General features: G+C 71.3%; 21 protein-coding genes. 10 read left to right on the top strand and 11 right to left on the bottom strand.

Features of this window, described 5'->3' with window-relative positions; all coding sequences use genetic code 11:
* Window positions 1-236 precede the first annotated feature (236 nt).
* From ASG23_RS10475 to ASG23_RS10460, 4 genes are all read left to right on the top strand, one after another.
* Window positions 237-1,538 carry an ABC transporter substrate-binding protein gene (locus ASG23_RS10475; protein ID WP_235521008.1) on the top strand — a complete coding sequence of 434 codons (1,302 nt, stop codon included), beginning with the start codon at window positions 237-239 and terminating at the stop codon, window positions 1,536-1,538.
* 83 nt (window positions 1,539-1,621) lie between these two features.
* Window positions 1,622-2,629 carry a carbohydrate ABC transporter permease gene (locus ASG23_RS10470; protein ID WP_056024048.1) on the top strand — a complete coding sequence of 336 codons (1,008 nt, stop codon included), beginning with the start codon at window positions 1,622-1,624 and terminating at the stop codon, window positions 2,627-2,629.
* The gene (locus ASG23_RS10465; protein WP_056024045.1) at window positions 2,626-3,540 is read left to right on the top strand and encodes a carbohydrate ABC transporter permease; all 915 of its coding nucleotides are present in this window, start codon (window positions 2,626-2,628) and stop codon (window positions 3,538-3,540) included. The genes ASG23_RS10470 and ASG23_RS10465 overlap by 4 nt, the downstream gene beginning before the upstream one ends.
* A 162-nt stretch (window positions 3,541-3,702) precedes the next feature.
* Window positions 3,703-4,743, top strand: a complete 1,041-nt coding sequence (locus ASG23_RS10460) for a LacI family DNA-binding transcriptional regulator (protein ID WP_056024042.1) — start codon at window positions 3,703-3,705, stop codon at window positions 4,741-4,743.
* 49 nt (window positions 4,744-4,792) lie between these two features.
* On the opposite strand, the gene ASG23_RS10455 is transcribed toward ASG23_RS10460, so the two are convergent.
* On the bottom strand, window positions 4,793-8,071 hold the full coding sequence (locus tag ASG23_RS10455; protein ID WP_056024039.1) for a bifunctional proline dehydrogenase/L-glutamate gamma-semialdehyde dehydrogenase: 3,279 nt from the start codon (window positions 8,069-8,071) through the stop codon (window positions 4,793-4,795).
* Window positions 8,072-8,412: 341 nt separating this feature from the next.
* Between ASG23_RS10455 and ASG23_RS10450 the strand changes: the two genes are divergently transcribed.
* Both ASG23_RS10450 and ASG23_RS10445 read left to right on the top strand, forming a co-directional pair.
* Complete coding sequence (locus ASG23_RS10450) at window positions 8,413-9,684, top strand: Glu/Leu/Phe/Val family dehydrogenase (RefSeq protein WP_056024605.1); 1,272 nt, start codon at window positions 8,413-8,415, stop codon at window positions 9,682-9,684.
* 69 nt (window positions 9,685-9,753) lie between these two features.
* On the top strand, window positions 9,754-10,806 hold the full coding sequence (locus tag ASG23_RS10445; protein WP_056024036.1) for an LLM class flavin-dependent oxidoreductase: 1,053 nt from the start codon (window positions 9,754-9,756) through the stop codon (window positions 10,804-10,806).
* Here the strand turns inward: ASG23_RS10445 and ASG23_RS10440 are convergent, their stop codons facing one another.
* From ASG23_RS10440 to ASG23_RS10400, 9 genes are all read right to left on the bottom strand, one after another.
* Complete coding sequence (locus ASG23_RS10440; RefSeq protein ID WP_056024032.1) at window positions 10,807-11,313, bottom strand: GNAT family N-acetyltransferase; 507 nt, start codon at window positions 11,311-11,313, stop codon at window positions 10,807-10,809.
* Between the two features lie 22 nt (window positions 11,314-11,335).
* Entirely contained in the window at window positions 11,336-11,692 is a 357-nt protein-coding gene (locus ASG23_RS10435) for an META domain-containing protein (RefSeq protein WP_056024029.1), read from the bottom strand.
* Between the two features lie 23 nt (window positions 11,693-11,715).
* Window positions 11,716-12,408, bottom strand: coding sequence for a hydrogen peroxide-dependent heme synthase (hemQ, locus tag ASG23_RS10430; protein WP_056024026.1), 693 nt, complete (start codon window positions 12,406-12,408; stop codon window positions 11,716-11,718).
* A 44-nt stretch (window positions 12,409-12,452) separates the two neighbouring features.
* Window positions 12,453-13,670 carry a ferrochelatase gene (locus ASG23_RS10425; RefSeq protein ID WP_235521002.1) on the bottom strand — a complete coding sequence of 406 codons (1,218 nt, stop codon included), beginning with the start codon at window positions 13,668-13,670 and terminating at the stop codon, window positions 12,453-12,455.
* Between the two features lie 94 nt (window positions 13,671-13,764).
* A complete protein-coding gene (locus ASG23_RS10420; RefSeq protein ID WP_056024600.1) occupies window positions 13,765-14,691 on the bottom strand; it encodes a carbohydrate ABC transporter permease in 927 nt (308 codons plus the stop codon).
* An 86-nt stretch (window positions 14,692-14,777) separates the two neighbouring features.
* Window positions 14,778-15,704, bottom strand: a complete 927-nt coding sequence (locus ASG23_RS10415) for a carbohydrate ABC transporter permease (protein ID WP_200941560.1) — start codon at window positions 15,702-15,704, stop codon at window positions 14,778-14,780.
* Window positions 15,705-15,784: 80 nt separating this feature from the next.
* Window positions 15,785-17,158, bottom strand: coding sequence for an ABC transporter substrate-binding protein (locus ASG23_RS10410; RefSeq protein WP_056024023.1), 1,374 nt, complete (start codon window positions 17,156-17,158; stop codon window positions 15,785-15,787).
* Window positions 17,159-17,234: 76 nt separating this feature from the next.
* Window positions 17,235-18,866, bottom strand: coding sequence for a glycoside hydrolase family 13 protein (locus ASG23_RS10405; protein ID WP_200941559.1), 1,632 nt, complete (start codon window positions 18,864-18,866; stop codon window positions 17,235-17,237).
* Window positions 18,867-19,122: 256 nt separating this feature from the next.
* Window positions 19,123-20,151, bottom strand: coding sequence for a LacI family DNA-binding transcriptional regulator (locus ASG23_RS10400; RefSeq protein WP_056024020.1), 1,029 nt, complete (start codon window positions 20,149-20,151; stop codon window positions 19,123-19,125).
* A 157-nt stretch (window positions 20,152-20,308) separates the two neighbouring features.
* On the opposite strand from ASG23_RS10400, the gene ASG23_RS10395 reads away from it, so the two are divergent.
* Complete coding sequence (locus ASG23_RS10395) at window positions 20,309-21,163, top strand: serine/threonine-protein kinase (RefSeq protein WP_056024017.1); 855 nt, start codon at window positions 20,309-20,311, stop codon at window positions 21,161-21,163.
* On the opposite strand, the gene ASG23_RS10390 is transcribed toward ASG23_RS10395, so the two are convergent.
* The gene (locus tag ASG23_RS10390; RefSeq protein ID WP_056024591.1) at window positions 21,152-21,637 is read right to left on the bottom strand and encodes a MarR family winged helix-turn-helix transcriptional regulator; all 486 of its coding nucleotides are present in this window, start codon (window positions 21,635-21,637) and stop codon (window positions 21,152-21,154) included. The two genes, ASG23_RS10395 and ASG23_RS10390, sit on opposite strands and share 12 nt — an antisense overlap.
* A gap of 180 nt (window positions 21,638-21,817) precedes the next feature.
* Between ASG23_RS10390 and ASG23_RS10385 the strand changes: the two genes are divergently transcribed.
* From ASG23_RS10385 to ASG23_RS10375, 3 genes are all read left to right on the top strand, one after another.
* Window positions 21,818-23,314 (top strand): endo-1,4-beta-xylanase, encoded by a 1,497-nt coding sequence (locus tag ASG23_RS10385; RefSeq protein WP_056024014.1) that lies wholly within the window; start codon window positions 21,818-21,820, stop codon window positions 23,312-23,314.
* A gap of 66 nt (window positions 23,315-23,380) precedes the next feature.
* Window positions 23,381-23,956: an NYN domain-containing protein gene (locus tag ASG23_RS10380; protein WP_056024011.1), complete on the top strand. Its 576-nt coding sequence runs from the start codon at window positions 23,381-23,383 to the stop codon at window positions 23,954-23,956.
* Between the two features lie 249 nt (window positions 23,957-24,205).
* Window positions 24,206-24,883 carry a hypothetical protein gene (locus ASG23_RS10375; RefSeq protein ID WP_056024008.1) on the top strand — a complete coding sequence of 226 codons (678 nt, stop codon included), beginning with the start codon at window positions 24,206-24,208 and terminating at the stop codon, window positions 24,881-24,883.
* Window position 24,884 lies beyond the last annotated feature (1 nt).

Here is a 24,884-nt window from a genome sequence, read left to right as displayed (position 1 = left end):
GGTGTGGGATCGCTACCACAGCAATTACTCCACCCGACGTCCTTGACACCCGCGGGGGCGCGGACGACAGTACTCCGCAGCGCGTGGGAACGCTCCCGCAACACTGCGGGTGGGAACGTGACCACGCCGGGTCCACACGGCCCAACCCGAGGATTCGCACGCCCCCTTCTGGCGGGCGGACGACGGGTGCCCTAGGGGTACGGCGAGGACGCCGTCCGACTGACAAGGGAGTCACAGTGCGCAAGACCACCAGCAAGATGTGGGCAGCCGCGGCGGGGGTCACGGGCATCGCCCTGCTCGCCACGGCCTGCTCCGGCGACTCGGACACGCCCAGCGACGAGGGTTCCGAGGGCGGCTCGGAGAACATCACCCTGACGCTCGCGACGTTCAACGAGCCCGGCTACACGGACGAGATGTTCCAGGCGTACGAGGCCGAGAACCCGGGCATCACGATCGAGAACGTCAAGGCCGCCGAGTCGGGCGATGCCCGTGAAAGCCTGAACACGCACCTCGCGTCGGGTGCCGGCGCCGCGGACATCGAGATGATCGAGATCGACTGGCTCCCCGAGCTCATGCAGTACCCGGACAAGTTCGTCGACCTGACCGACCCCGCGCTCGACGGCCGCTGGCTCGACTGGAAGGTCGCGCAGGCCACGACGCCCGACGGCGTCCTGCTCGGCTACGGCACCGACATCGGTCCGGAGGCCATCGCGTTCCGCGGCGACCTGCTCGCCGCGGCCGGCCTGCCCTCCACGCGTGAAGAGGTCGCCGAGGCACTCGGTGGCGCCGACGCCACGTGGGAGGACTACTTCGCCTTCGGCAAGCAGTACACCGAGAAGACGGGCAAGCCCTTCTTCGACTCTGCCGGTGCCACCTACCAGGGCATGATCAACCAGGTCGAGAACGCCTACGAGGAGGAGGACGGCACGGTCATCGCCGCCGACAACCCCGAGGTGAAGGCCATCTACGACGCCGTCACCACGGCCTCCGTGACCGACAACCTGTCGGCTCACCTCGGCCAGTGGAGCGACGACTGGACGGCCGCGTTCCAGACGGACGGCTTCGCGACCATGCTGGCCCCGGGCTGGATGCTCGGTGTCATCGAGGGCAACTCGGCCGGCGTGACCGGCTGGGACATCGCCGACGTCTTCCCCGGCGGCGCCGGCAACTGGGGCGGCTCGTTCCTCACGGTCCCCGCGCAGAGCGCGCACCCGGACGAGGCCAAGAAGCTCGCTGCCTGGCTGACCGCTCCGGAGCAGCAGATCTCGGCGTACAAGAGCAAGGGCACGTTCCCGAGCCAGGTCGAGGCGCTCGCCTCGGAGGAGCTGCTCGGCTCGACGAACGAGTTCTTCAACAACGCCCCGGCCGGCGAGATCCTCGCCAACCGTGCCAAGGGCATCGTCGCCCCCTTCAAGGGCCCGAACTACTTCGCAGTGAACGACGCGATGCAGACGGCTCTGACGGAGGTCGACGTCAACGGTGGTGACGCCGCTGCTCAGTGGGACTCCTTCGTGAGCGCGGTCAGCGCTCTCGGCTGACGCTAGTCAGGGGCCGGGCCGGTGGTCATCCATCGGCCCGGCCCGCAGCGCAGGCTCCTCACCACCGCCACGAAGGACACCTGATGGCCACCTCCACCTCCTCGCCCCAGCTGGACAGCGGTCCGCAGCACGACCCCGAGCGCGTACCGCGCCGGGTCGGCTTCAGCCAGACCCTCGGTCGCTGGGACGTCAAGGTCTCGCCCTACCTCTACATCTCGCCGTTCTTCCTCCTCTTCGCGCTCACGGGCCTGTTCCCGCTGGTGTACACGGCCTACGTGTCCGTGCACGACTGGAACCTGATCGGCGGCAAGGGTGCCTTCGTCGGCCTGGAGAACTACGTGTTCGTCGTCCAGGAGCCCAACTTCTGGAAGTCCCTGCGCAACACCTTCAGCATCTTTTTCATCTCGACCGTGCCGCAGCTGGTGATCGCGATCGTGCTCGCGGCCGTCCTCGATGCGAATCTGCGAGCGCGAACCTTCTGGCGCATGGGCGTCCTGCTTCCCTACGTCGTCGCCCCGGTCGCCGTCAGCCTCATCTTCGGCAAGCTCTTCGCCGACAAGTCCGGCCTCATCAACACGGTGCTCGGCAACATCGGGATCGACCCGATCGGCTGGCACTCGCAGGTCCTCGCCAGCCACGTCGCGATCTCGACCATGGTCGACTTCCGGTGGACCGGGTACAACACGCTGATCCTCCTCGCGGCGATGCAGGCCATCCCGCGCGACCTCTACGAGGCCGCCGTGCTCGACGGCGCGTCGCGGGCACGGCAGTTCTTCTCCGTCACGATCCCGATGCTGCGCCCCACCCTGATCTTCGTGGTCATCACGTCGACCATCGGCGGCCTGCAGATCTTCGACGAGCCGCGCATGTTCGACCAGACCGGTCAGGGCGGCCCGAGCCGCCAGTGGATGACGGCCACGATGTACATCTATGAGCTCGGCTGGGGCAACCAGAAGAGCTTCGGCCGCGCGTCCGCCGTCGCCTGGATCCTGTTCCTCATCATCATCACGATCGGCCTGATCAACTTCTCGATCACGCGCCGGATCGCGTCGGACAACGCGACGACGAAGCGGAAGAAGGTTTCCCGATGAGCGCCCCCTCGCTGCCGGTCATCCGGCAGACCGCCGGCCGCGGCGCCGCCCGCGCGGCTGCGCGCCGCCGCTCCACGGCCGCCGGCTCCGACCGTCGGCCCGGATGGGTCACGTACACGCTGCTGACCATCGCTGTGATCGCGTCGGTGCTGCCGCTGTACTACGCCTTCCTGCTCGCGACGTCGACTGCTCCGGAGATCTCGCGGAACCCGATTCCGTCGTTGATCCCCCAGGGTCACTTCTTCGAGAACGTGAGCAGGGTCCTGAACTCGGACATCCAGTTCTGGAAGGCGCTCAGCAACTCGGTCATCGTCTCGACGATCACCGCGCTCTCCGTGGTGCTGTTCTCCACGCTGGCCGGCTTCTCGTTCGCGAAGCTGCGGTTCAAGGGCCGCAACGCCCTGCTCGTGTTCGTCATCGCCACCACGGCGGTCCCGACGCAGCTCGGCATCGTCCCGCTGTTCATCCTCATGTCCCAGCTCGGGTGGACCGGCAAGCTCATCGCCGTCATCGTCCCCGGTCTGGTCACGGCGTTCGGTGTCTTCTGGATGACGCAGTACCTCGAGTCGGCGCTGCCGTACGAGCTCGTCGAGGCCGCCCGCGTCGACGGTGCGTCGATGATCCGGACCTTCTGGCACATCGCCCTCCCGGCGGCGCGCCCGGCGGCGGTCATGCTCGGCCTGTTCACGTTCGTCGCGTCCTGGACGAACTTCTTCTGGCCGTTCATCGTCCTCGGATCGCAGAACCCGACGCTCCCGGTGGCCATCCAGCTGCTCCAGGCGTCGTACTTCAAGGACATGTCGCTGATCATGGCGGGCGTCACCGTCTCGACGATCCCGCTCATCATCCTGTTCTTCATCGCCGGCCGTCAGCTGGTCGCCGGCATCATGCAGGGTGCCGTCAAGGGCTGATCCGCGCACACTGTCTCGTGGCACGCCTCGGGCGTTCATGGTCGTCCTGACCGTGACAAAGGCCCGGTCGATGGGATGGGCGGGGTGCTACCCCAGCACCCCGCCTCGCCCATCACCAGCTCGTCATCGCTGCCTCGGCAGCCACAGGAGGGAAGACCAACGGTGGTCGACAACATCCCGGTCCACGTGGACACCGCGCGGCCTGCCGCGCCGACGCTCGAGCAGGTCGCCGAGCGCGCCGGTGTCTCGCGCTCGACGGCCTCCCGCGCCATCAACGGCGGTCTGCGCGTGTCTCCCGAGGCCCTGGCCTCGGTCGAGGCCGCGGTGACCGACCTCGGGTACACCCCGAACCGCGCCGCACGCTCTCTGGTCACCAAGCGCACGGACTCGATCGCTCTCGTGGTGCCCGAGCCCGACGAGCGCGTCCTGTCCGACCCGTTCTTCGCCGGCACCCTGAACGGCCTGAGCTCCTCGCTCGCGGACTCCGACATGCAGGTCGTGCTCGTCATCGCCCGTCCGGGCGAGAGCGAGCGCACTGTCCGCTACCTGCGCAACGGTCACGTCGACGGCGCGATCGTCGTCTCGCACCACGCGAACGACGAGCTCGACCGGGCGTTGCAGCTCTCCCACGTGCCGAACGTCTTCGTCGGCCGTCCGCTGTCCGCGGACGAGCGGGACGTCCAGTACGTCGACACCGACAACGTCGAGGGTGGCCGGCTGGCCACCCAGCACCTCATCGACCGGGGCTGCCGCCGCATCGCGACGATCGCCGGTCCGGCGGACATGTCTGCCGGCATCGACCGGCTCACCGGCTGGCGCAACGCGGTCCGCGCTGCCGGGATGTCGGAGGACGCGGTGGTGCGCGGGGACTTCACGATGGCGTCCGGCACCATCGCCGCACGCGAGCTGCTCTCGCGGTTCCCCGACGTCGACGCGATCTTCATCGCCTCCGACCTGATGGCGGCCGGCGCGCTCAGCGTGCTGGCCGAGCACGGCAAGGACGTCCCGAACGACATCGCCGTGGTCGGGTACGACAACCTCGGTGTCGCGGCGTCGACCACTCCCCCGCTGACCAGCGTGATCCAGCCGGTCGTCGCGATGGCCCGAGCCGCCGGTGCCCGCCTCCTGGACCAGCTGAACGGCGCACCGCCGTCGCCGCCGATGATCTTCGCACCCGAGCTGGTGATCCGCGCCTCGGCGTGACGCGTGTGCAGAGGGGCCCGGTGGAACACTCCACCGGGCCCTTCTGCACTCAGCCGGCCGTCGGCGGGACGTGCCCGAACCGGTGCAGCGTGCGGCTGACTGCCTGCTCGCGCACGACGGTGAGCAGCTCCCGCGCACCGCTGGCCAGCACGGGTCCATCGAGCACCGTGACCTCGCCGACGCGGGTCGCGACGGCGTCGCGCAGCCCGGGCGCCGAGCCGACCACCCGCACCCGGCCGGTCACCGCACCGGACCGGACGCGCGCGGCGAACGCCTCGTGGGACTCGCCCGCCACGTCGCTCACGACCACCCGCACCCCGGCGATCCGTGCCGCGTGACAGACCCGGTCGACCTCACGGGCCGGCGCGTCGGAACCCGTCCGGACGGTGAGCTGCGGCACCGGTCGGTAGCGCAGGAGGTTCGCCTCGACCCGCAGCCCCGACGGGTCGTGCTCGCGCGAGAGCTCGTCGGCCCACACGCGGGCGTCGTCGGCCTGCGCCCACGCGAGCCAGGCGTCGTCGTTCTGCGGGACGTCGGCCGAGTCCTGCCAGTCTCCGATCTGCGCGACGTAGTGCGGTCCGCCCGCCTTGGCGCCGGGGCCGACCGTGGACGCCTTCCAGCCACCGAACGGCTGGCGCTGCACGATCGCCCCGGTGATGTGTCGGTTGACGTAGGCGTTGCCCACCTCGACGCGGTCCAGCCACTGGTCGATCTCGGCCTCGTCGAGGGAGTGCAGCCCGCCCGTGAGTCCGAAGGCGACGGCGTTCTGCAGGTCGATCGCCTCGTCGAGCGTCTCGACGCGCATGATCCCGAGCACGGGCCCGAAGCACTCCGTGGTGTGGAACCACGACCCGGGGGCGACGCCGTACTTCACGCCAGGTGTCCACAGCCGACCTTCGTCGTCCAGCTTGCGCGGGGTGACCAGCCACGACTCCCCGGGATCGAGCGTCGTCAGTGCGCGCAGCAGCTTGCCGTACGCCGGCTCGGTCAGCGGCCCGACGGCTGTGCCCAGGTCGGTCGCGGGGCCGACGCGCAGGGACGCGACAGCATCGGCGAGCTGGCGGCGCAGCCGGTCGGAGCGGCCCGCGGAGCCGACGAGGATCGCCAGCGACGCGGCGGAGCACTTCTGTCCGGCATGGCCGAACGCGGAGCGCACCAGATCGGCCACCGCCAGGTCCACGTCCGCGGACGGGGTGATGACCAGCGCGTTCTTTCCCGAGGTCTCGGCGAGGACGTCGAGGTCGGGACGCCACCCGGCGAACAGCTGCGCGGTCTCGATGGAGCCGGTGAGGATGACCCGGGCGACGTCCGGATGGGTGACGAGCCGACGTCCGACGTCACCCTCGGGACTCAGCACGACCGTGAGGATGCCGGCGGGTGCGCCGGCCTCGTCGAGCCCGCGCTGGATCGCCGCCATCGCGACCTGCCCGCACCGCGGTGCCTGGGGTGCGGGCTTGACCAGGACCGGGCTCCCTGCGGCGAGCGAGGCGAGGACCGAGCCGACCGGGATCGCCACCGGGAAGTTCCACGGGGGTGCCACGACGGTCAGGCCGGCCGGGCGGTGCACCGCGCCCGGCACGACGCCGTCGGCGAGCTCGGCCGCGCGGTCGGCGTAGTAGCGGGCGAAGTCGACGGCCTCGCTGACCTCCGGGTCGGCCTCGGCGACCGTCTTGCCGGTCTCGTGGACCATCGTCGCCACGAGGGCGGCACGTGCGTCCTCCAGCGCTGCGGCGACCGCGTGGAGCGCACGAGCACGGTCCGCGGGCGTTGTCGCGGCCCAGGCGGGCAACGCCGACGTGGCGCGGGCGACGACCGCGTCGACCTCGTCGGTCGTGGACACCGTGACCGCGCCGGGTGGTACCGGCACGTCCCTGTCGACCAGACCCCGGGCCCAGACGCGCGCCATCGCGACGGCCGGGTCGGTGTCCGGGGTGTTCGCGAACGGACCCGTGCCGGGCGCGTCGGCGTAGGGTCGCGCGGTGCGTCGGGCCGCGGTCGACGGCTCGTCCCGGTCACGGAAGGCGACGCGGAACGCCTCCTCCTGGGCGTCCATCGCGGCACCCTGGGCGAACAGTGCGTGCAGGAAGTTCTGGCTCGCGGAGTTCTCCTCCAGGCGCCGCACCAGGTAGGAGATCGCGACGTCGAAGTCGTGCCGGGCGACGACCGGCGTGTACAGCAGCACCGCGCCCACGTCGTCGCGCACCGCGCGAGCCTGGGCGGGCGCCATTCCCTGGAGCATCTCGACGTCGAGCGCCTCGCTGACGCGCCGCCGCTGCGCGAGCAGGTGGGCCGCGGCGACGTGGAAGAGGTTGTGGCTGGCGATCCCGACCCGCAGCGCGGCCGTCCGGGCGGGGTCGAGGGCCCGGTCCACCAGCCGCAGGTAGGCCGCGTCGACCTCTGCCTTGGTGCCGTACGGAGCCTGTGACCACCCGTGCAGCTCGGCCTCCACCTGCTCCATCGCCAGGTTGGCGCCCTTGACCAGGCGGACCTTGAGGCGGGCGCCGCCGGCCGCCCGGCGGGCCGTCGCGATGGCCGTCAGCTCGTCGAGGGCGTCCGCGGCGTCCGGCAGGTACGCCTGCAGCACGATCCCGGCCGGAGCCGTGCGGAGCTCCGGGTCGGAGGCGAGCCGCTCGAACACCCGCATCGTGAGGGCGAGGTCGCGGTACTCCTCCATGTCGAGGTTGAGGAAGGTGCCGTGGCGGGCTGCGGTCAGGTACAGGGGACGCAGCCGGTCGACCACGCGGTCCACGCTGCCGTCGGTGTCCCACGTGGACAGCTGGCTTGCCACCGCCGACACCTTCACGGACACGTAGTCCACGTCGGGTCGTTCCACCAGTGCCGTCACGCGTGCGAGCCGGGCGACCGCCTCGCGCTCCCCCAGCACTGCTTCGCCGAGCAGGTTGAGGTTGAGGCGGAAACCCTCGGCACGCGTGGCAGCCAGGTGCGTGGCCAGTCCCGGACCGTCGTCGGCGACGAGATGGCCGACGAGGCTGCGCAGACGCTGTCGGGCGGCGGGCACCACGACGTCGGGGAGCACCGGTGCGACGACCGCGCCGATCCCCAGCATCGCCCGGTCGAGAGGGCCGAGGAAGCCCGCCGCGGCACCCGACGTGAGACGGGCGAGCTCCCGGGCCGCGACGCGGACGTCCTGCGGACGGGCCACCCGGTCCACGAACCGCACCGCGAGCTCCAGCCCCGCGGGATCCGCGACGAGCGCGGCCAACCTCCCGGTGGTGCGTCGTTCCTTGGCCGTCTGGCCCTCCGCCGTCGCCGAGAGCCAGGAGCGCGCCAACCGGATCGCGTCCTCGGTGACGTCAGTCGTCGACATGCTGCTCCTTCGTCCGCGGGCCGGCCGGGTCGCGGCCGATCCTCGCTGTCCTCGCCGGCCGGGTCCGGCCACGGCTCAGTCTTGCCGTCACGGGCCCTGCGTGCGAGGTGCGGCGCTGCCGGTCGACCACCGTTCGGCTGTCGCCCGGGTGAACCCGTCCGTACGCAACGTTCGGCATGTGCGTCCTCGTCCCGGAGCGGTACGCACGGCACCTCGGCGGCTCGGTGGTCGGGCCCGTCGACAACGCGTAGATCTCATGACGCTGCCCGCACCTCGGACACACCCGGCTCGCCTGTCGGTCCTGTCGTGCGCCCGCCACGGGTGGTGTCAGAGTGGGGCACGTGACGGACCTCACAGCGGAGACCCCGCAGCAGACCACGCCCCTCGCCACCGCCAAGGCACAGCTTGCCGGTGCAATCGAGCTCCTCGGCTACAGCGAAGGGCTCCACCGCATGCTCGCCACACCCCGGCGGGAGATGAACGTCGCTGTCCCCCTGCGTCGGGACGACGGCGAGATCGAGCTCTTCACCGGGTACCGGGTGCAGCACAACATCTCCCGCGGACCGGCCAAGGGCGGGCTGCGCTACTCGGCCGGCGTCGACGTCGACGAGGTCCGCGCGCTCGCCATGTGGATGACCTGGAAGTGTGCGGTCGTCGACGTGCCGTACGGCGGCGCCAAGGGTGGCGTCACGATCGACCCCCGGCGCTACAGCCAGGCCGAGCTCGAGCGGGTCACCCGGCGCTACACCAGCGAGATCATGCCGATCATCGGGCCTGAGCGGGACATCATGGCGCCGGACGTCGGCACCAACGAGCAGACCATGGCGTGGGTCATGGACACGTACTCCGTGAACCTCGGCTACACCATCCCCGCCGTGACCACGGGCAAGCCGCTGGCCGTCGGCGGCTCCCTGGGTCGCGCCACCGCCACCTCACGCGGCGTCGTCCACGCGGCTGCCGCAGCCCTCGGCGACGCGGGCGTCCAGCTGAGCGAGGTCAGCGCCGCGGTGCAGGGCTTCGGCAAGGTCGGGTCGCACGCCTCACGGTTCCTGCACGACGCGGGGACACGCGTGGTCGCCGTCAGCGACGAGCAGGGCGGCGTGATGCGCAGCGACGGCCTCGACATCGCCTCCCTCGAGCGGCATGTCCTGGCGACGGGCTCGGTCGCGGGCTTCGACGGCGGCGAGGCCATCGACAACACCGAGCTGCTCGCGCTCGACGTCGACCTCCTCATCCCGGCCGCCGTCGAAGGCGTGCTGGACGCCGAGGCTGCGGGCCGGGTCAAGGCGCGGTGGGTGGTGGAGGCCGCCAACGGTCCGACGACCCACGAGGGCGACCGCGTGCTCGCGGAGCGCGGCGTGGTCGTCGTGCCCGACATCCTGGCCAACGCCGGCGGCGTCGTCGTGTCGTACTTCGAGTGGGTGCAGGCCAACCAGGCGTACTGGTGGACCGAGCGCGAGATCGAGGACCGCCTGGAGCACCGCATGATCACGGCTCACCGGGCGGTGGCCGCCCTGGCGAGCAGCGAGGGCATCTCGCTGCGCGACGCGGCTCTGACCATCGGGGTGCGACGCGTCGCCGAGGCGCATCAGATCCGCGGCCTGTATCCCTGAACAAGGCCGAGTACGCCTGCACCTCTGACCGTCGGGAGTACGGACGGGGGCCCGGGTGTTGCTGACGAGGTGACCCGTCGTAACCCCGTGCCCCTGTCCGTGCTCGACACCTCCCCCGTGGCCGTCGGCCAGTCCTCCGGCGACGCGCTCGCCGCCACCACGGCGCTCGCCCGCGTCGCCGACGCCGCCGGGTACGAGCGCTACTGGGTCGCCGAGCACCACGCGATGCCGGCCGTCGCCTCGACGTCCCCGGGCGTGCTGCTCGCGCACCTGGCCGCGTCGACCGACCGCATCCGAGTCGGCTCGGGCGGGGTCATGCTGCCGAACCACCCGACCCTGGTGGTCGCGGAGCAGTTCGCGATGCTCGAGGCATTGCACCCCGGCCGGATCGACCTCGGCATCGGCCGCGCCCCCGGGGCGGACCCCATGACCGCGGCGGCGCTGCGGCGCACCGTGGAGGGCCTGGGTGCCGACGACTTCCCGGCGGAGGTCATCGATGTCCTCGCCCTGCTCGGGCAGTACCTTCCCGGCCGGGCACCGTCGCTGCGGGCCTCACGCCTGTCGGCGACGCCGGTCGCGACGTCGTCGCCGCAGGTCTGGCTGCTGGGCTCCAGCACGTTCAGCGCGGAGCTGGCCGGCTCGCTGGGTCTCCCGTTCAGCTACGCCCACCACTTCAACACCGGCCACACCCTCCAGGCCGCCGACGCCTACCGCCGCGCGTTCCGTCCGTCACCCGTGCTGGACGCGCCGCGGCTGATGGTGTCGGCCTCGGTGCTCGTGGCGGACTCCGAGGACGAGGCGGCCTACCTGGCCGGTCCCAGCCGGGTCATGGCGCTGTCACTGCGGACCGGCCGTCCGCTGGGGCCGATCGTGTCGCCCGCGGATGCCGCCCGCGAGCTCGCCGCCCTCGACCCGGTGGCGGCCGCCGACTTCTTCGCCCGCGTCCCCGGGACGCAGGTCGCGACCACCGCGGACCGAGCGGCCGAGGAGCTCGCCGCGCTGGTGGAGCGCACGGGCGCCGACGAGCTGATGATCACCGGGACGGCGTTCGACGTGGCGACGCGCGTGCACACGCTGGAGCAGGTGGCGGCGCGCTGGCCGTCGGTCGTCGTCGCCGCGTGACTAGGGACCCGGCCGGCCACTCGCTCCGGGTAGGACCCGGACGCGCCACACCACGTCGAGCGCTGGATCGTCGACCGGGCTCGGGTCGACTCGTTCCACGGTGAAGCCCTCGCGCTCGTAGAACGCCGATGCTCGCTCGTTGCCGGCGAAGTGCTCGACGCACAACCGGGTCGCGTCCGGCGGCAGCCGGCGGACGAGCGCCTCGATCAGTCGTGGGCCCAGCCCGTGGCTGCGGTGCCGGGGGTCGACGTACAGCTTGTAGATGACGTGGTCGACGCCGGCTCGCCCGAGCTGCGCGACGCCCACGACCCCGTCGGCCGCCTCCGCGACGACGATCAGCCCCGCGGACACGGCGGCACCGATCTGATCCGCGTTCCACCATCTGGCCACCTGGGCGTCCGCGGCGGGCTCGCCGATCAGCGGTGCGTAGTGGGGGCGGATGTGCGTCTCACCGAACACGCAGACCGCCCTGACGTCACTCGGCTCCGCACTCCGGATGACCTCCACGGCTCTAGGTACCACGTGACGTCTAGGTCGGCTCGTCGCCTGCGCGCGGGTCCCGGACCAGCTGCGCCTCGAGCACGCCGCTGAGCTGGAGGGTGTCCCCGTCGGGCGCGGACACCCTCGAGGGCTCCCCCAGCAGGCGGAGGACCTGCTGCTCGCGGGTCATCGCGTCCGGGGGGCCGGCCATGAGCGTGGAGACGACGGGGCCGAAGGTCAGCGTCTCCCCGTCCAGGCGCCACGTGCCGCGCACCCGGTTGACCCCGGCCAGGCCGAACACCACACCGTCACCGTCGAACGTCAGCCACGGGGTCGCGCGCTGCGCCCCCTCGAGCTCAGCGCCCTCGAGCGCCGTGAACCGCCATGTCCCCGCCAGATCGACCATCTGTCGATGATGTCATCCAGCCGTCAGCCACGCGGCTGGCGGTCCGCCCAGGTCTCCAGCGTCACGCGCGGGCCGGTGTAGAACGGCACCTCCTCGCGCACGTGGAGGCGGGCGTCGGTGGCGCGCAGGTCCCGCATCAGGTCGACGATCCGGTGCAGCTCGGGGGCCTCGAACGCGAGGATCCACTCGTAGTCGCCGAGGGCGAAGGCCGAGACCGTGTTGGCGCGGACGTCGGCGTACCCGCGAGCCGCCTGACCGTGCTCGACGAGCATCCGTCGGCGGTCGTCCTCGGGCAGCACGTACCAGTCGTAGGACCGCACGAACGGGTACACCGTCATGTAGTCGCCGGCCGGCTCSCCCGCCAGGAAGGCGGGGACGTGCGACCGGTTGAACTCCGCCGGCCGGTGCAGACCGACGACGGACCACACGGGCAGCAGGTGCCGGCCGAGGTCGCTGGCGCGCAGCCGCTGGTAGGCGCCCTGCACCTCCTCGATCGTCTCCGCGTGCCACCAGACCATGAGGTCCGCGTCGGCGCGCAGCCCCGCGACGTCGTACCAGCCGCGGATGACCAGTCCCTCGGCGGCGACGGCCGACTGGGCCGCGGCGATGAGCTCGGCGCGCTCGTCGTCGTCCTCGGGAAGGACCTCCTCGAGCGCGAAGACGGTCCACATCGTGTACCGGACGGTGGCGTTGAGGGTCTCGGCGTCGTGCGTCATCGCGGATGCTCCAGGAGAAGTGTGGGGAAGACGTTCGGGAGTGATCAGGACCAGGGGTCCGTCGAGCAGGCGGCGGGGATGCCGGTGGGGCTCTCGGCGCGCATCTGGCAACAGCCCGGCCGGCAGACCGAGCGGAACGGCGGCAGCTCCCCGGCGGTCGCCTCGGCCACCGGTCGGGCGGCGGCGTCGGCGGCGACGTCGGCCGTGACGGGGTGCGCGCCGTTCGCGTCGGCGTCACGGGCCAGGGCCGCCCGCTCCAGCACCAGGTCGACCAGCCCGCGCACGAACGGCTCGCGGGTCCCGACGGTGTCGGCGCGCACGGCCACGAGACCGAGGCCGGCCGCGGTCTCCAGCGCCTCCGTGTCGAGGTCGAAGGCGACCTCCATGTGGTCGGAGATGAACCCGATCGGCGACAGGACCACGGCCTGCACCCCGTCGGCTGCCAGCGCCGTCAGGTGGTCGTTGACGTCCGGCTCGAGCCACGGCTGGCTGGGCGGGCCGGAGCGCGAGCAGTAGGCGAGGTCCCAGGTCACGGGCCGCCCGAGGCGCTGCTCGACGGCGGCCGCGACCGTGGCGGCGGCGTCGAGGTGCTGCGCGCGGTACGACGCGCCGGAGACCGCCGAGGCCTCCTCCATCGTGTCGGGGATCGAGTGCGTGACGAAGACCAGGCGCGCGTCGCGGCCGATCGACTCGAACGCCTCGGTCACCGCGTCGACGTTCGCCTGCACGAAGCCCGGGTGGTTGAAGTAGGACCGGACCTTGTCGACGACCAGCGGGTGCTCGCCCTCGCCGAGGCCCACGTCGACGCCGAGCTCGTCGAGCGAGGCCCAGAGGTTCTCCCGGTACTGGCGGCAGCCCGAGTACGACGAGTACGCGCTGGTGACCAGGGCGACCATCCGGCGAGCGCCGTCGAAGTACGCAGCCGACAGGGCGTCCCGCGTGTACGGCTCCCAGTTGCGGTTGCCCCACACGACCGGAAGGTCCAGGCCACGCCGGGCGATCTCCTCGCTCAGCGCCTTCTGCAGCGCCAGGTTCTGGCCGTTGATCGGGCTGGCCCCGCCGAAGTGGTGGTAGTGCTCCGCCACGACCGCGAGCCGCTCGTCGGGGATGTTCTTCCCGGCGGTCACGTTGCGCAGGAACGGCAGCACGTCGTCGGGACCGTCCGGCCCACCGAACGAGAAGAGCAGGAGCGCGTCGTACGGTGCGACGGGGCTCAGGTCGGTCGAGGACAACGAGGTGCTCACGGCGGTGTCGGGGGCCACCGCACGATCATCGCACCGGGCACCCCGAGCTCTCGCGGCGAGGGGCCCGACAGGCCCGTGAGATTGTCCGGACGCGGTGTCAGAAAGCCTCCGCTCAGCCCTTGACCGCTCCCCCCAGGCCGGCACCACGCAGGAACATGCGCTGGAACACGAGGAACAGCACGATCGGGATCAGGGTGGAGATGGCCAGGGCGGCCATCAGGACGCCCTTGTCGGTGGTCGCCTCGATGGACGGCAGGCGCACGGACAGGGGTTGCAGGTCGGGGTTGCGCAGGACTAGCAACGGCCAGAGGAAGTCCTTCCACGACCCGATGACGGCGAAGATCGACACGACGCCGAGGATCGGCTTGCTCATGGGCAGCACGATCGACCAGAACAGGCGGTACGGCCCGGCGCCGTCGACTCGGGCGGCCTCGAAGATCTCCCGCGGGAGGTTGTCGAAGAACCGCTGGACGAGCACCACGTTGAACGCGCTCGCACCGGCCGGCAGCCAGACTCCCCAGAACGAGTTGACCAGGGACGTGTGGAACACCGGGGTGTCCAGGACGGTCAGGTACAGCGGCACCAGCAGCACGACCGCGGGGACGAACAGGGTGGCCAGCACCGCCGCCTGCAGCACGCGGGCGTAGCGGGGACGCAGCACCGACAGCAGGTAGCCGCCGGTCGTCGCGACGAGGATCTGGCTGAACCAGGCGCCCGCGGCGAGCACGATCGTGTTGGCGAAGTACTTGCTGACCTGGACGTCGTTCCACGCCTCGCTGAGGTTCGACCAGGCGATGCCGTTCGGGAAGATCGCCATCGGGGTGCGCAGGATGTCCTGCGTGGGTGTGACGGCGAACTTGGCGAGGAGCAGGAGCGGACCGACGCACCAGACCACGAGCAGCACGAGCAGGAGCCAGTGGGTGGCGCCGAGGGACCACCTCACGGACGGGCGGCGCCAGTCGGAGGCCGAGACTGCGCTGCGCTCCTCGCCCTCCTCGGCGGTCGCAGTCCTGCGTCGGGCCCTCGTCGCGCTGACCAGCTCGGCGCCGGGGATGACGGGTACGTCGCCCTCATCGGTGCCGAGCACGGGCGGCGGGCTGGTGGGCCCGAGGGGCGAGGTCGTCGTCACGAGGTGCTCCAACGGCGGGTCAGGCGGAAGTACACGAGAGACATCACGGCGAGGAACAGCGCGAGGAGCAGGCTGAGCGCCGTGGCCTCGCCGTAGTTGCCGCCGAGGCTGTTGCCGAACGCGTAGCGGTAGATGAGCAGCAGGATCGTCACCGTGGCGTTGGCCGGACCGCCGCCGGTGAACAGGTAGGGCTCCAGGAACACCTGCGCGGTCCCGATGATCTGCAGGATCAGCGTGATGAACAGGACCCCGCGCAGCTGTGGCAGCAGCACGTGCCAGACCTTGCGCCACACACCGGCGCCGTCGACCTCGGCCGCGTCGTACAGCTCGGGCGGGACGGCCGTCAGCGCCGCCAGGTAGATGATCACGGTGCCGCCGGCGGCCGCCCACGTCGCCTCCAGCACGAGCGACGGCATCGCCATCGTCATGCTCTGCAACCAGGGTTGGGGCGGGATGCCGACCCACCCGAGGATCGTGTTGAACACGCCCTCGGGCCGCGGGTCGTAGAAGAACTTCCAGAGCAGGACCGCCACCACGGGCGGGACGACGACGGGCAGGTAGGCCAGGGCGGAGTAGAGCCCCTTCGCCCGCCGGACCTCTCGCATGAGCACCGCGGCGACCAGCGGGATCGGGTAGCCGAACACGAGTGCCAGCAGCGCGAACCACAGCGTGTTGCGCGTCGCGACGGGCAGCAGCGGGTCCGCGAACACGTTCTGGAAGTTCTGCAGACCCACCCACGACGTCGTGATGAGGTTCGTCTTCTGGAAGCTCATCACCACCGCGCGGACGATCGGCAGCCACGAGAACACGCCGAAGATCACGAGCAGGGGCAGGGCGAACACCAGTGCGCTCAGCCCGCCGCCGCGCACCCAGGTGAGCGGGGTGCCGCGGCGTCTGCGCAGGACGACGTCGTCCGTGGTCATCGAGAGCCTTCCTCCGGGGGTACGGACGGTCGAGCAGGGCTGCCCGGCCGGGACGCTCCCCGGCCGGGCACCTCGGGGGCCTACTTGTCGAGCAGCGCCTGACCCTGAGTGTTCGCCGTCTCGAGCAGGGCGTCGATGTCGGCGTTCTCGTCCGTCAGGACCGCCTGCACGATCGGGAAGAGCAGCGCGTACGTGTCCTGGGTGGACGCGCTGATCTCACCGATGCTGGGCTGCGTGAACATGACGTCCGTGTAGCCGGACATGTTCTCGAGCGGGACGTTGACGTAGTCCTTGACCCACTCGAGGGACGTCGCGTACTGCTCCTCGCTGAAGATCGGGAGCACCGGGGTACCCACGGCCTGGCCGTTCTCGTTGCGGAGCTTGGCGTCGGCGACAGCCTGGTCCTGGTCGAGCATCTTGGAGAGGTACCAGAAGTCGATCCACTTCACGGCGGCGTCCTTCTGGGCGTCGGTGGACTCCATGGTCACCGCGGCAAGCGTGCCACCGGTGAGGGCGCCACCACCGTTCGACGTCGGGATCGCGGTGAGGCCGTAGCCCCAGTCCTGCGTGAGCCCGTTGTTCTCGACGAGCGCGTTGTAGACGTCCGAGCCGGACGTGTACATGGCCAGCTGGCCACCTGCGAACGCCTCGTTGATCTCGCCCCAGCCGAGGTCGGTGCGGGGCAGGATCGAGCCGTCCTCGAAGCGCAGGTCGTGCAGCCACTGCAGGTGCTCCTTGACCGCCGGGTCGTCCAGCGTCGCGGTGTACTCCTCGCCGTCCAGCTCCTGGATGACACCACCGCGCGAGTTCGCCGCGGCGGCCAGCTGCCACCCGCCGGCGTTGTCTAGCGCCATCGTCGCGTAGCCCGCGACACCGGTCGCGTCGTGGATGGTCTTGGCGTACTCGCGGACCTCGTCCCACGTCGTCGGCGGCTGGTCGGGGTCGAGGCCGGCCTGCTCGAACAGGGTGCGGTTGTAGTGCAGCGCGACGCCGTAGATGGACTTGGCGGGGATCGCGTACACCTTGCCGTCCGAGCCGGTACCCGCCTCGAGCAGGTTCTCGTTGAAGTCGTCCGCGAACGACAGGGAGTCGAACTGCGCCGAGATGTCGGCCAGCTGGCCGTTCTCGATGAGCGTCTTGGCATCGGTCAGCGGGATCTCGAACACGTTCGGCAGCGTGCCGCCGGCCAGCTGCGCGGAGAACGTCGAGGCCAGCCAGTTGTACTCCTCGGGCTGCACGTCGATGTCCGGGTTCGCCTCCTCGAACTCCGCGACGCGCGCGTCGAGCGCCTCGACGGCCTCGGGCTCGGCGCCCGGCTGGAGGCCGGCGACCGTGATGGTGACCTTGCCGTCGGACTCGTCGCCCGACGGGTCGTCGTCGGTGCTGCACGCGGCCAGCAGGCCGAGCGAGAGCACACCGGCCATGGCGAGCGCGGTGCTGCGTGAGGACCTCATCGTCACTCCTTCGTGAGGGAACGCGCCGGACGGGGTGCCAGGTCGCGATCGGGTGCTGCGGTCGAGGTGGTGCGGATCAGACGGGGCTGCGCAGCCACGCGGCGGTGTCGCGCGGCAGCAGGCCTGCCTCGAGCGGGGCGCTCGAGAGCAGGACGTCGGTGTGGGGGGGCGGGGTCGCGGGCTCGTCGCCCAGGTTGACCACGCACACGAGGTCGCCACGGGCGAACGCGAGCACGTCGTCGGAGCTGTCGATCCACGTCATCGGCCCGTCGCCCAGGGCGGGCTCGGCCCGGCGAACCGCCAGGAGGTCGCGGTACAGGTGCAGGGTGGAGGCCGGGTCGTCCTCCTGGGCGCTGACGGTCAGGTCCGCCCAGGCGGCAGGCTGCGGGAGCCACGACCCGCCGGACCCGAACCCGTAGGGGGCGCTGGTGCCGCTCCAGGGCAGCGGCACACGGCAGCCGTCACGCCCGGGGTCGACACCCTCGGAGCGGAAGTGCATCGGGTCCTGGAGCACGTCCAGCGGCAGGTCCTCGACCTCCGGCAGGCCCAGCTCGTCGCCCTGGTAGATGTACAGCGAGCCCGGCAGGGCAGCCGTGAGCAGCGCTGCAGCCCGCGCCCGGCGCAGACCGACGCCCAGGTCGGTCGGGGTGCCGAAGCGCTTGGCGGTGAACGCGAACGACGTGTCCTCGCGGCCGTACCGCGTGACCGGACGCGTGACGTCGTGGTTCGACAGCACCCAGGTGGCCGGTGCGCCGACAGGCCCGTGCGCCGTGAGCGTGATGTCGATCGACTCGCGCAGCTGCTTGGCGTCCCACGGCCGTGCCATGAAGTCGAAGTTGAACGCGGTGTGCATCTCGTCGGGACGCAGGTACTGCGCGAAGCGCGACGCGTCCTGGAGCCAGACCTCACCGACGAGGACCCGCGTGCCCTGGTAGGAGTCGGCGACGGCGCGCCACCCGCGATAGACGTCGTGCAGCTCGTCGCGGTCGACGTGCGGGTGCTCGCCCGGTCCGTGGTGGACGGGTACCTCCGGCAGCGTCGCGTCCTTGACCAGCAGCGCGGCCGAGTCGATCCGGATGCCCGCGACGCCACGGTCGAACCAGAACCGGAGCACGGCCTCGAACTCGGCGACGACCTCGGGGTGCGACCAGTTGAGGTCGGGCTGCTGCGGCGCGAACAGGTGCAGGTACCACTCCCCCGGGGTGCCGTCCGGGTTGGTGGTACGCGTCCAGGTGCTGCCCTGGAAGTCGGAGACCCAGCCGGTCGGGATCTGCTCGCCGTGCTCGCCCTTGCCGGGGTGGAACCAGAACCGCCCCCGCTCCGGCGAACCGGGGCCCGCCGCGAGCGCCGCCCGGAACCACTCGTGCTGGTCCGAGACGTGGTTCGGCACCACGTCGATGATCGTCCGGATGCCGAGGTGGAGCGCCTCGGCGATGAGCAGCTCCGCCTCCTCGAGCGTGCCGAACGCCGGGTCGATCGATCGGTAGTCGGCGACGTCGTAGCCGCCGTCCGCGAGCGGGGAGACGTACCAGGGGGTCACCCAGATCGCATCGACGCCGAGGTCACGCAGGTACGGGAGCCGGGAGCGCAGGCCCGCCAGGTCCCCGGTCCCGTCGCCGTTCCCGTCCGCGAAGCTGCGTGGGTAGACCTGGTAGATCACGGCGCCGCGCCACCACTGCGGATCGGTCTCCGGCTGCGCCTGCGCCACTCGCGTCTCATCTCTCGTGGGCCGCCGTCGACGTCGCGGAGCCGGGTCGTCCTGTGCTGTCAGCAACGACGTGCGGCCTGCGGAACGCCGTTGTCGCACTCGCGACGCTAAAGGACACGACCGGATCGACGCAAGAACCTGACAAAGTAGTTATCGAAGCGTGACCGTCATGGCGCCGAATCTCGATAAGTGCCCACGAACGACGAAGGCCCGCACCGCCGGACACGGCGGTGCGGGGCCCGAGACGGGGCTGGGATCAGTCGGTGAGCGCTGCCGGCTGCGTCGGCGCCGGCCCGGTCGAGCCACGCACGACGAGCTCCGGCTCGAAGAGCAGCTCGTCCTGAGGCACGACGCCGCCGTGGATCTGGCTGACGAGGAGATCGATCGCGGCGCGGCCCATCGGCTCGATCGGCTGGCGGACCGTGGTCAGGGGGGGCTCGGTGCAGCTCATGAACGCGGAGTCGTCGTACCCGACGACCGAGATGTCGTCCGGGACGCGCAGCCCGGCCCGGCGGGCCGCCCGGATCACGCCGAGCGCCAGCGGGTCGCTCGCACACACGATGCCCGTGACCCCCTCTTTCAGGAGCCGGTTCCCCGCGGCCTGCCCGCTTTCCAGCGAGTAGGCGCTGCGGACCACCTGACGCTCCCCCAGCTCCAGGCCGAGGCGCTGCATGATCGCGTGGGCAGCCCGCAGCTTGCGCTCGGACGGCACGTGATCGACCGGGCCCAGGACCAGGCCGATCCTCGTGTGGCCGAGCGAGGCCAGGTGCCCGACCGCCTGCTCGATGGCCACCTCGTCGTCGCAGGACACCCGGGGGAAGGGCAGCTCCTCGATCGAGGCGTTGATGAGCACGACCGGCAGGTTGCGCCCCGCGAGCCGCTCGTAGTGCCCGTGCGTCGCGTCGCGCTGCGCGTAGTGCCCTCCGGCGAAGACGATGCCCGACACCTGCTGCCCGAGCAGGAGCTCGACGTAGTCCGCCTCCGAGACGCCACCGGCGGTCTGCGTGCACAGCACCGGGGTGAAGCCCTGCTGGGCGAGGGCCCCACCGACCACCTCCGCGAACGCGGGGAAGATCGGGTTCTGAAGCTCCGGCAGCACGAGGCCCACGAGCCGGGCGCGCTCGCCGCGCAGCTTGGTCGGTCGCTCGTAGCCGAGCACGTCGAGCGCCGTCAGCACCGCCTCCCGCGTCGACTCCGCGACGCCGGGCTTGCCGTTCAGCACGCGGCTCACGGTGGCCTCCGAGACGCCGACCTTGCGTGCTACCTCTGCGAGTCGTCGGGACATGGGGCCACAGTACTGCGCAGTCTTGCAAGCGGCTTGCAATGCGCTGCAAGGACTTCCCCTCGCGTCGTGTCACCCGTTCGCCACGGCCGAGGTGCGGTCGGGCCTGCGGGCTTCTACCGTCAGACAGCCACGTTGCCGCCACACAGACAGGACTCCCGTGCCCTCGATCGAGTCCCGTACCCCGTCGGCGCTGGGCCGTCGGTACCGTCTCGAGCAGCAGCTCGGGCGCGGCGGGTCGGGCGAGGTCTTCCGCGCCACGGACGTCCGCCTGCAGCGAGCGGTCGCCCTCAAGCTGTTCTCGATCGGCGCCGCCACCCCGCGGGAGATCCGGCGCTACGCGCAGGAAGCGCGCGTGCTGTCCTCGCTCGCTCACCCGAGCCTGGTCGCGCTGCTCGACGTCGGCGCCGACGTGCTCCCGGACGGCGGTCCCGTGGCGTTCCTGGTCATGGAGCTGGTCGACGGGCGCACCCTGCGGGACACGATCGCCGACGGCCCCCTCACGCCGTCGGTCACGGCGGACGTCGGCCGGCAGCTCGCGCTCGCTCTCGGGCACGCGCACGGTGCCGGCGTGGTGCACCGCGACGTCAAGCCGTCCAACGTCCTGGTGGCCGCCGACCGGTGGGAGAGCGGACGCCTCGACGCGCCATGGATGCCCGTGGTGCTCGCCGACTTCGGCATCGCGGTGACGACCGCGAGCGCCCCCGAAGCGCCGCGCGGGACGTCGGGCACGGCCGGCTACCAGAGTCCTGAGCAAGCACTCGGCCACCCCGCTGGCCCGCCCAGCGACGTCTACTCCCTCGGCCTGGTGCTGCTCGAGTGCCTCACGGGGCTGCGGGCCTACCCGGGGGACCCGCTGGCCAGCTCGCTCGCGCGACTGCTCGAGCCTGTCGAGGTCCCCGCGCGGTTCGGTCGGGACTGGAGCCGGCTGCTGCTCGCGATGACCGCGGAGGACCCCGCAGCCCGGCCGGCGCCGGCGGTGGTCGCCGCGGAGCTGCGGGCGCTACGCGTCTGACGGGACGTCGGGAATCCGTGCCTGCGCCGCGCGCAGCTTGTCGGTCAGAGCCCGCAGGGTCGCCAGCTCCTCGGTGTCCAGGGCCCCTCCGACGAGCCGCCGGATGGTGCGCACGTGCCGCCGACCGATCTCGCGCTGGACCCGCCAGCCCTCCGCGGTCAGACCGACCGCCACGCCGCGCGCGTCGCCCTCCACCGGTCCGCGCCGCACCAGGCCGGCGAGCTCGAGACGCTCGACCAGGCGGGACAGGCTCGGCTGTGTCAGGAGGCTGTTCTCTCCCAGGTCCCTGATCCGCGCGGTTCCGTCGGCGCAGCCGGACAGGGTGAACAGGACGTCGTACTCGCGGATGCTCAGGTCGCCCCAGACGTCGTCGCGCTGGAAGCGGCGCATGAGCGCCACCTGTGCGCGGAAGAGCGACTCCCACGCCTCCGCGGCCTCCCGGGTGCCGGGCAGCTCGCGCGCGCCGTCGGTCATCGACCCCACCCCTCTTCATGCATACGTATCGACCCTCGACTCAACCGCCGGACCACCGACGGTGTTCCGCCTATCGAAACTGTCGAGCGCCAGAGACTGAAATGTTTCGGCACCTCGCGGCCGACGGCCTCCGACGACCACTCTGCGATCCGGCACCTGGCTCAACGAGGAGGAACCACCATGGCCGTCACACGCCCCCCAGCACCATCGCGCCGCCGCTCGGCACTGCGCACCACCGCGGTCGCGCTCGCCGCGACGTTCGTCGTCGGCGCCGCCGCCGTCGCGATCCCGGCCCAGGCGGCGTCGACCCTGAAGGACCTGGCGACCGCGGCCGGCAAGGACGTCGGTTTCGCGCTCGACCCCAACCGGCTCTCGGAGTCGGCCTACACGTCCGTCGCCGACAGCGAGTTCACCCTCGTCGTCGCGGAGAACGCGATGAAGTGGGACGCCACCGAGCGGACGCAGAACTCGTTCAGCTACGGCTCGGGCGACCAGGTGGCCAGCTACGCGGCGAGCACGGGCAAGGAGCTCTACGGGCACACGCTCGTGTGGCACTCGCAGCTGCCGGGCTGGGTGACCACCCTCTCCGGGACGGCCCTCGAGTCGGCGATGACGAACCACGTCACCAACGTCGCGACGCACTTCAAGGGCAAGGTCTCGTCGTGGGACGTGGTCAACGAGGCGTTCGCCGACAGCGGCGCCCGCCGGACGGACTCCCCGTTCCAGCAGAAGCTGGGTGACGGCTACATCGAGACGGCGTTCCGCGCCGCCCGTGCCGCGGACCCGGACGCCAAGCTCTGCATCAACGACTACAACACCGACGCGGTCAATTCCAAGAGCACCGCGATCTACAACCTGGTCAAGGACTTCAAGTCCCGCGGCGTGCCGATCGACTGCGTCGGGTTCCAGTCCCACCTGATCATCGGGCAGGTCCCCTCGAGCATGCAGCAGAACCTCCAGCGGTTCGCCGACCTCGGCGTCGACGTGCGGATCACCGAGCTGGACATCCGCATGCCGCTGCCGGCGGACGCCACCAGGCTGGCCACCCAGGCGGCGGACTACAAGAAGGTCTTCCAGGTCTGCCTCGCGGTCAGCCGCTGCCAGGGCGTGACCATCTGGGGGATCACCGACAAGTACTCGTGGGTGCCCAACGTCTTCCCGGGCCAGGGCGCCGCGCTCGTATGGGACGAGAACTACGCCAAGAAGCCGGCGTACGACGCCATCGCGTCGGCCTTCGGTGGCATCACGCCGACGACCCCGCCGGTCACCACGCCCCCGGTCACGACTCCTCCGGTCACCACGCCCCCGGTCACCACGCCCCCGGTCACCACACCGCCGGTCACCACTCCTCCGTCGTCGGCCGGTTGCCAGGTGTCCTACGTCGTCAACCAGTGGAACACCGGGTTCACCGCGAACGTCACGGTGAAGAACTCGTCGTCGAGCGCGGTCAACGGCTGGACGCTGACGTTCAGCTTCCCGTCGGGCCAGAGCATCACCCAGGCGTGGAGCTCGGAAGCCACGCAGTCCGGCTCGGCGGTCACGGTGAAGAACGCCGCCTGGAACGGCTCGATCCCTGCGGGCGGCAGTCAGCAGTTCGGCTTCAACGGCTCGCACACCGGGACGAACACCGCCCCGAGCTCGTTCAGCCTCAACGGCACGCCCTGCTCGGTCGCCTGACGGACGCGGCCCGGGACCCTCGCGGGTCCCGGGCCGGGGGGCGCCACCTGCGGATACGCTGGCGCGATGACGAGCGAGGCGGCACCGCGCACCACGTACCTCCTGGTCGACGGCGAGAACATCGACGCGACCCTCGGCTCGTCGATCCTCGGCGGCCGTCCCACCCCCGAGCAGCGACCCCGCTGGGAACGCGTGCTGACCTTCGCGCAGCAGACGTGGAACCAGCCGGTCAAGGCGCTCTTCTTCCTGAACGCCTCCAGCGGCTCGCTGCCGATGTCCTTCGTGCAGGCGCTCCTGGCCATCGGCTTCCAGCCGATCCCGCTGTCGGGCGAGTCGTACGAGAAGGTCGTCGACATCGGCATCAAGCGGACGCTCGACGCCATCGCCGGCCGTGGGGGCGACGTGCTCCTGGCCAGCCACGACGGTGACTTCGCGCCCGAGCTGGAGACGCTCGTCGACGACGAGGAGCGCCGCGTCGGCCTCCTGGCGTTCCGTGAGTTCACGAGCACCCAGCTGTCGGCCCTCGTCGCGAAGGGTCTGGAGACGTTCGACCTCGAGAGCGACGTCGCCGCGTTCAACGTGCAGCTGCCTCGCCTGCGGATCATCCCGCTCGAGGAGTTCGACCCGCTCCGCTACCTCTGACGGCCATGCGCGTGACGCAGGTCACGACGGCATAACGATGTATCTGCTACCGGTGGCGATTTACCTAGTACCCCGTGGCTCAGATGCTTTGTGCGCTGGTAGACAGTGCGCTGGTCCCGCCCGAGAGGTCTGCTGACCTGCGTCGTCAATGGCGACGCTGCAGGTCAGCGGCCCCTCGGGCGTGCCATTCACCAGCAGCACTGCCTGGGCGGTCACTCCGTCCGGACCAGTCACCACGACGAGGTGGTCATGAAGCGTCACATCTTGGCGGGGGTCGTCCTCGCGCTCCTGACGACGGCGATCGTCCTGTTCTCCGGACCCGAGCTGCAAGGGGTCGCCCTGCTCGGTGCCGCGCTCGGCGGTGCGCTGGGCCTCGTGCCCGACCGCTCCCCCGCGCAACGCGCCGCAGGCTTCGCGGTCGGCTTCCTCGCCGCCTGGCTCGGGTATGCCCTGCGCGCTGCGGTCCTGCCGGACGCAGCCGCGGGCCGCGCCCTCGCCGTGCTCGTCGTCGTGCTGGCCTGCCTCGCGGTCGCGGGCCTCACCCGGGGCAGGCTCCCGCTGTGGTCCGCGCTGCTCGGTGCCGCCGCGATGGCCGGCGCGTACGAGGCGACCTACGCCGCCGACCCGGCGTCGTTCGTCACCTCGTCGGCCACCACCGCGACCTCCATCCTGCTCGCCGCCGGCGCCGGGTTCTTCGCGACGTCGTTGCTCGGCGTCGTCGTCGTGCAGGAGCGCGAGCAGGAGCGCGCCGCTGAGACCGGCGCCGAGTCGCCCTTGTTCGCACCAGTCGACCCGCCCGTCGGCGAGTACGAGGGCGCAGGCAACCACGCCTCCGCACGCCCGTACACCGCGCTCGCCGTGGAGGCCCCCAGCGCCCCACGCCGGGGCATGTCCGCCACCCGTCCCGTCGACCCGCAGGAGGCCTGAC

Origin of the sequence: Cellulomonas sp. Leaf395, assembly GCF_001424125.1 — a bacterium.
In the GTDB taxonomy this organism is placed as follows: Bacteria; Actinomycetota; Actinomycetes; order Actinomycetales; family Cellulomonadaceae; genus Cellulomonas.
Note: the sequence above shows the minus strand (reverse complement) of the source record. Positions and strands in the feature narration are given on the sequence as shown.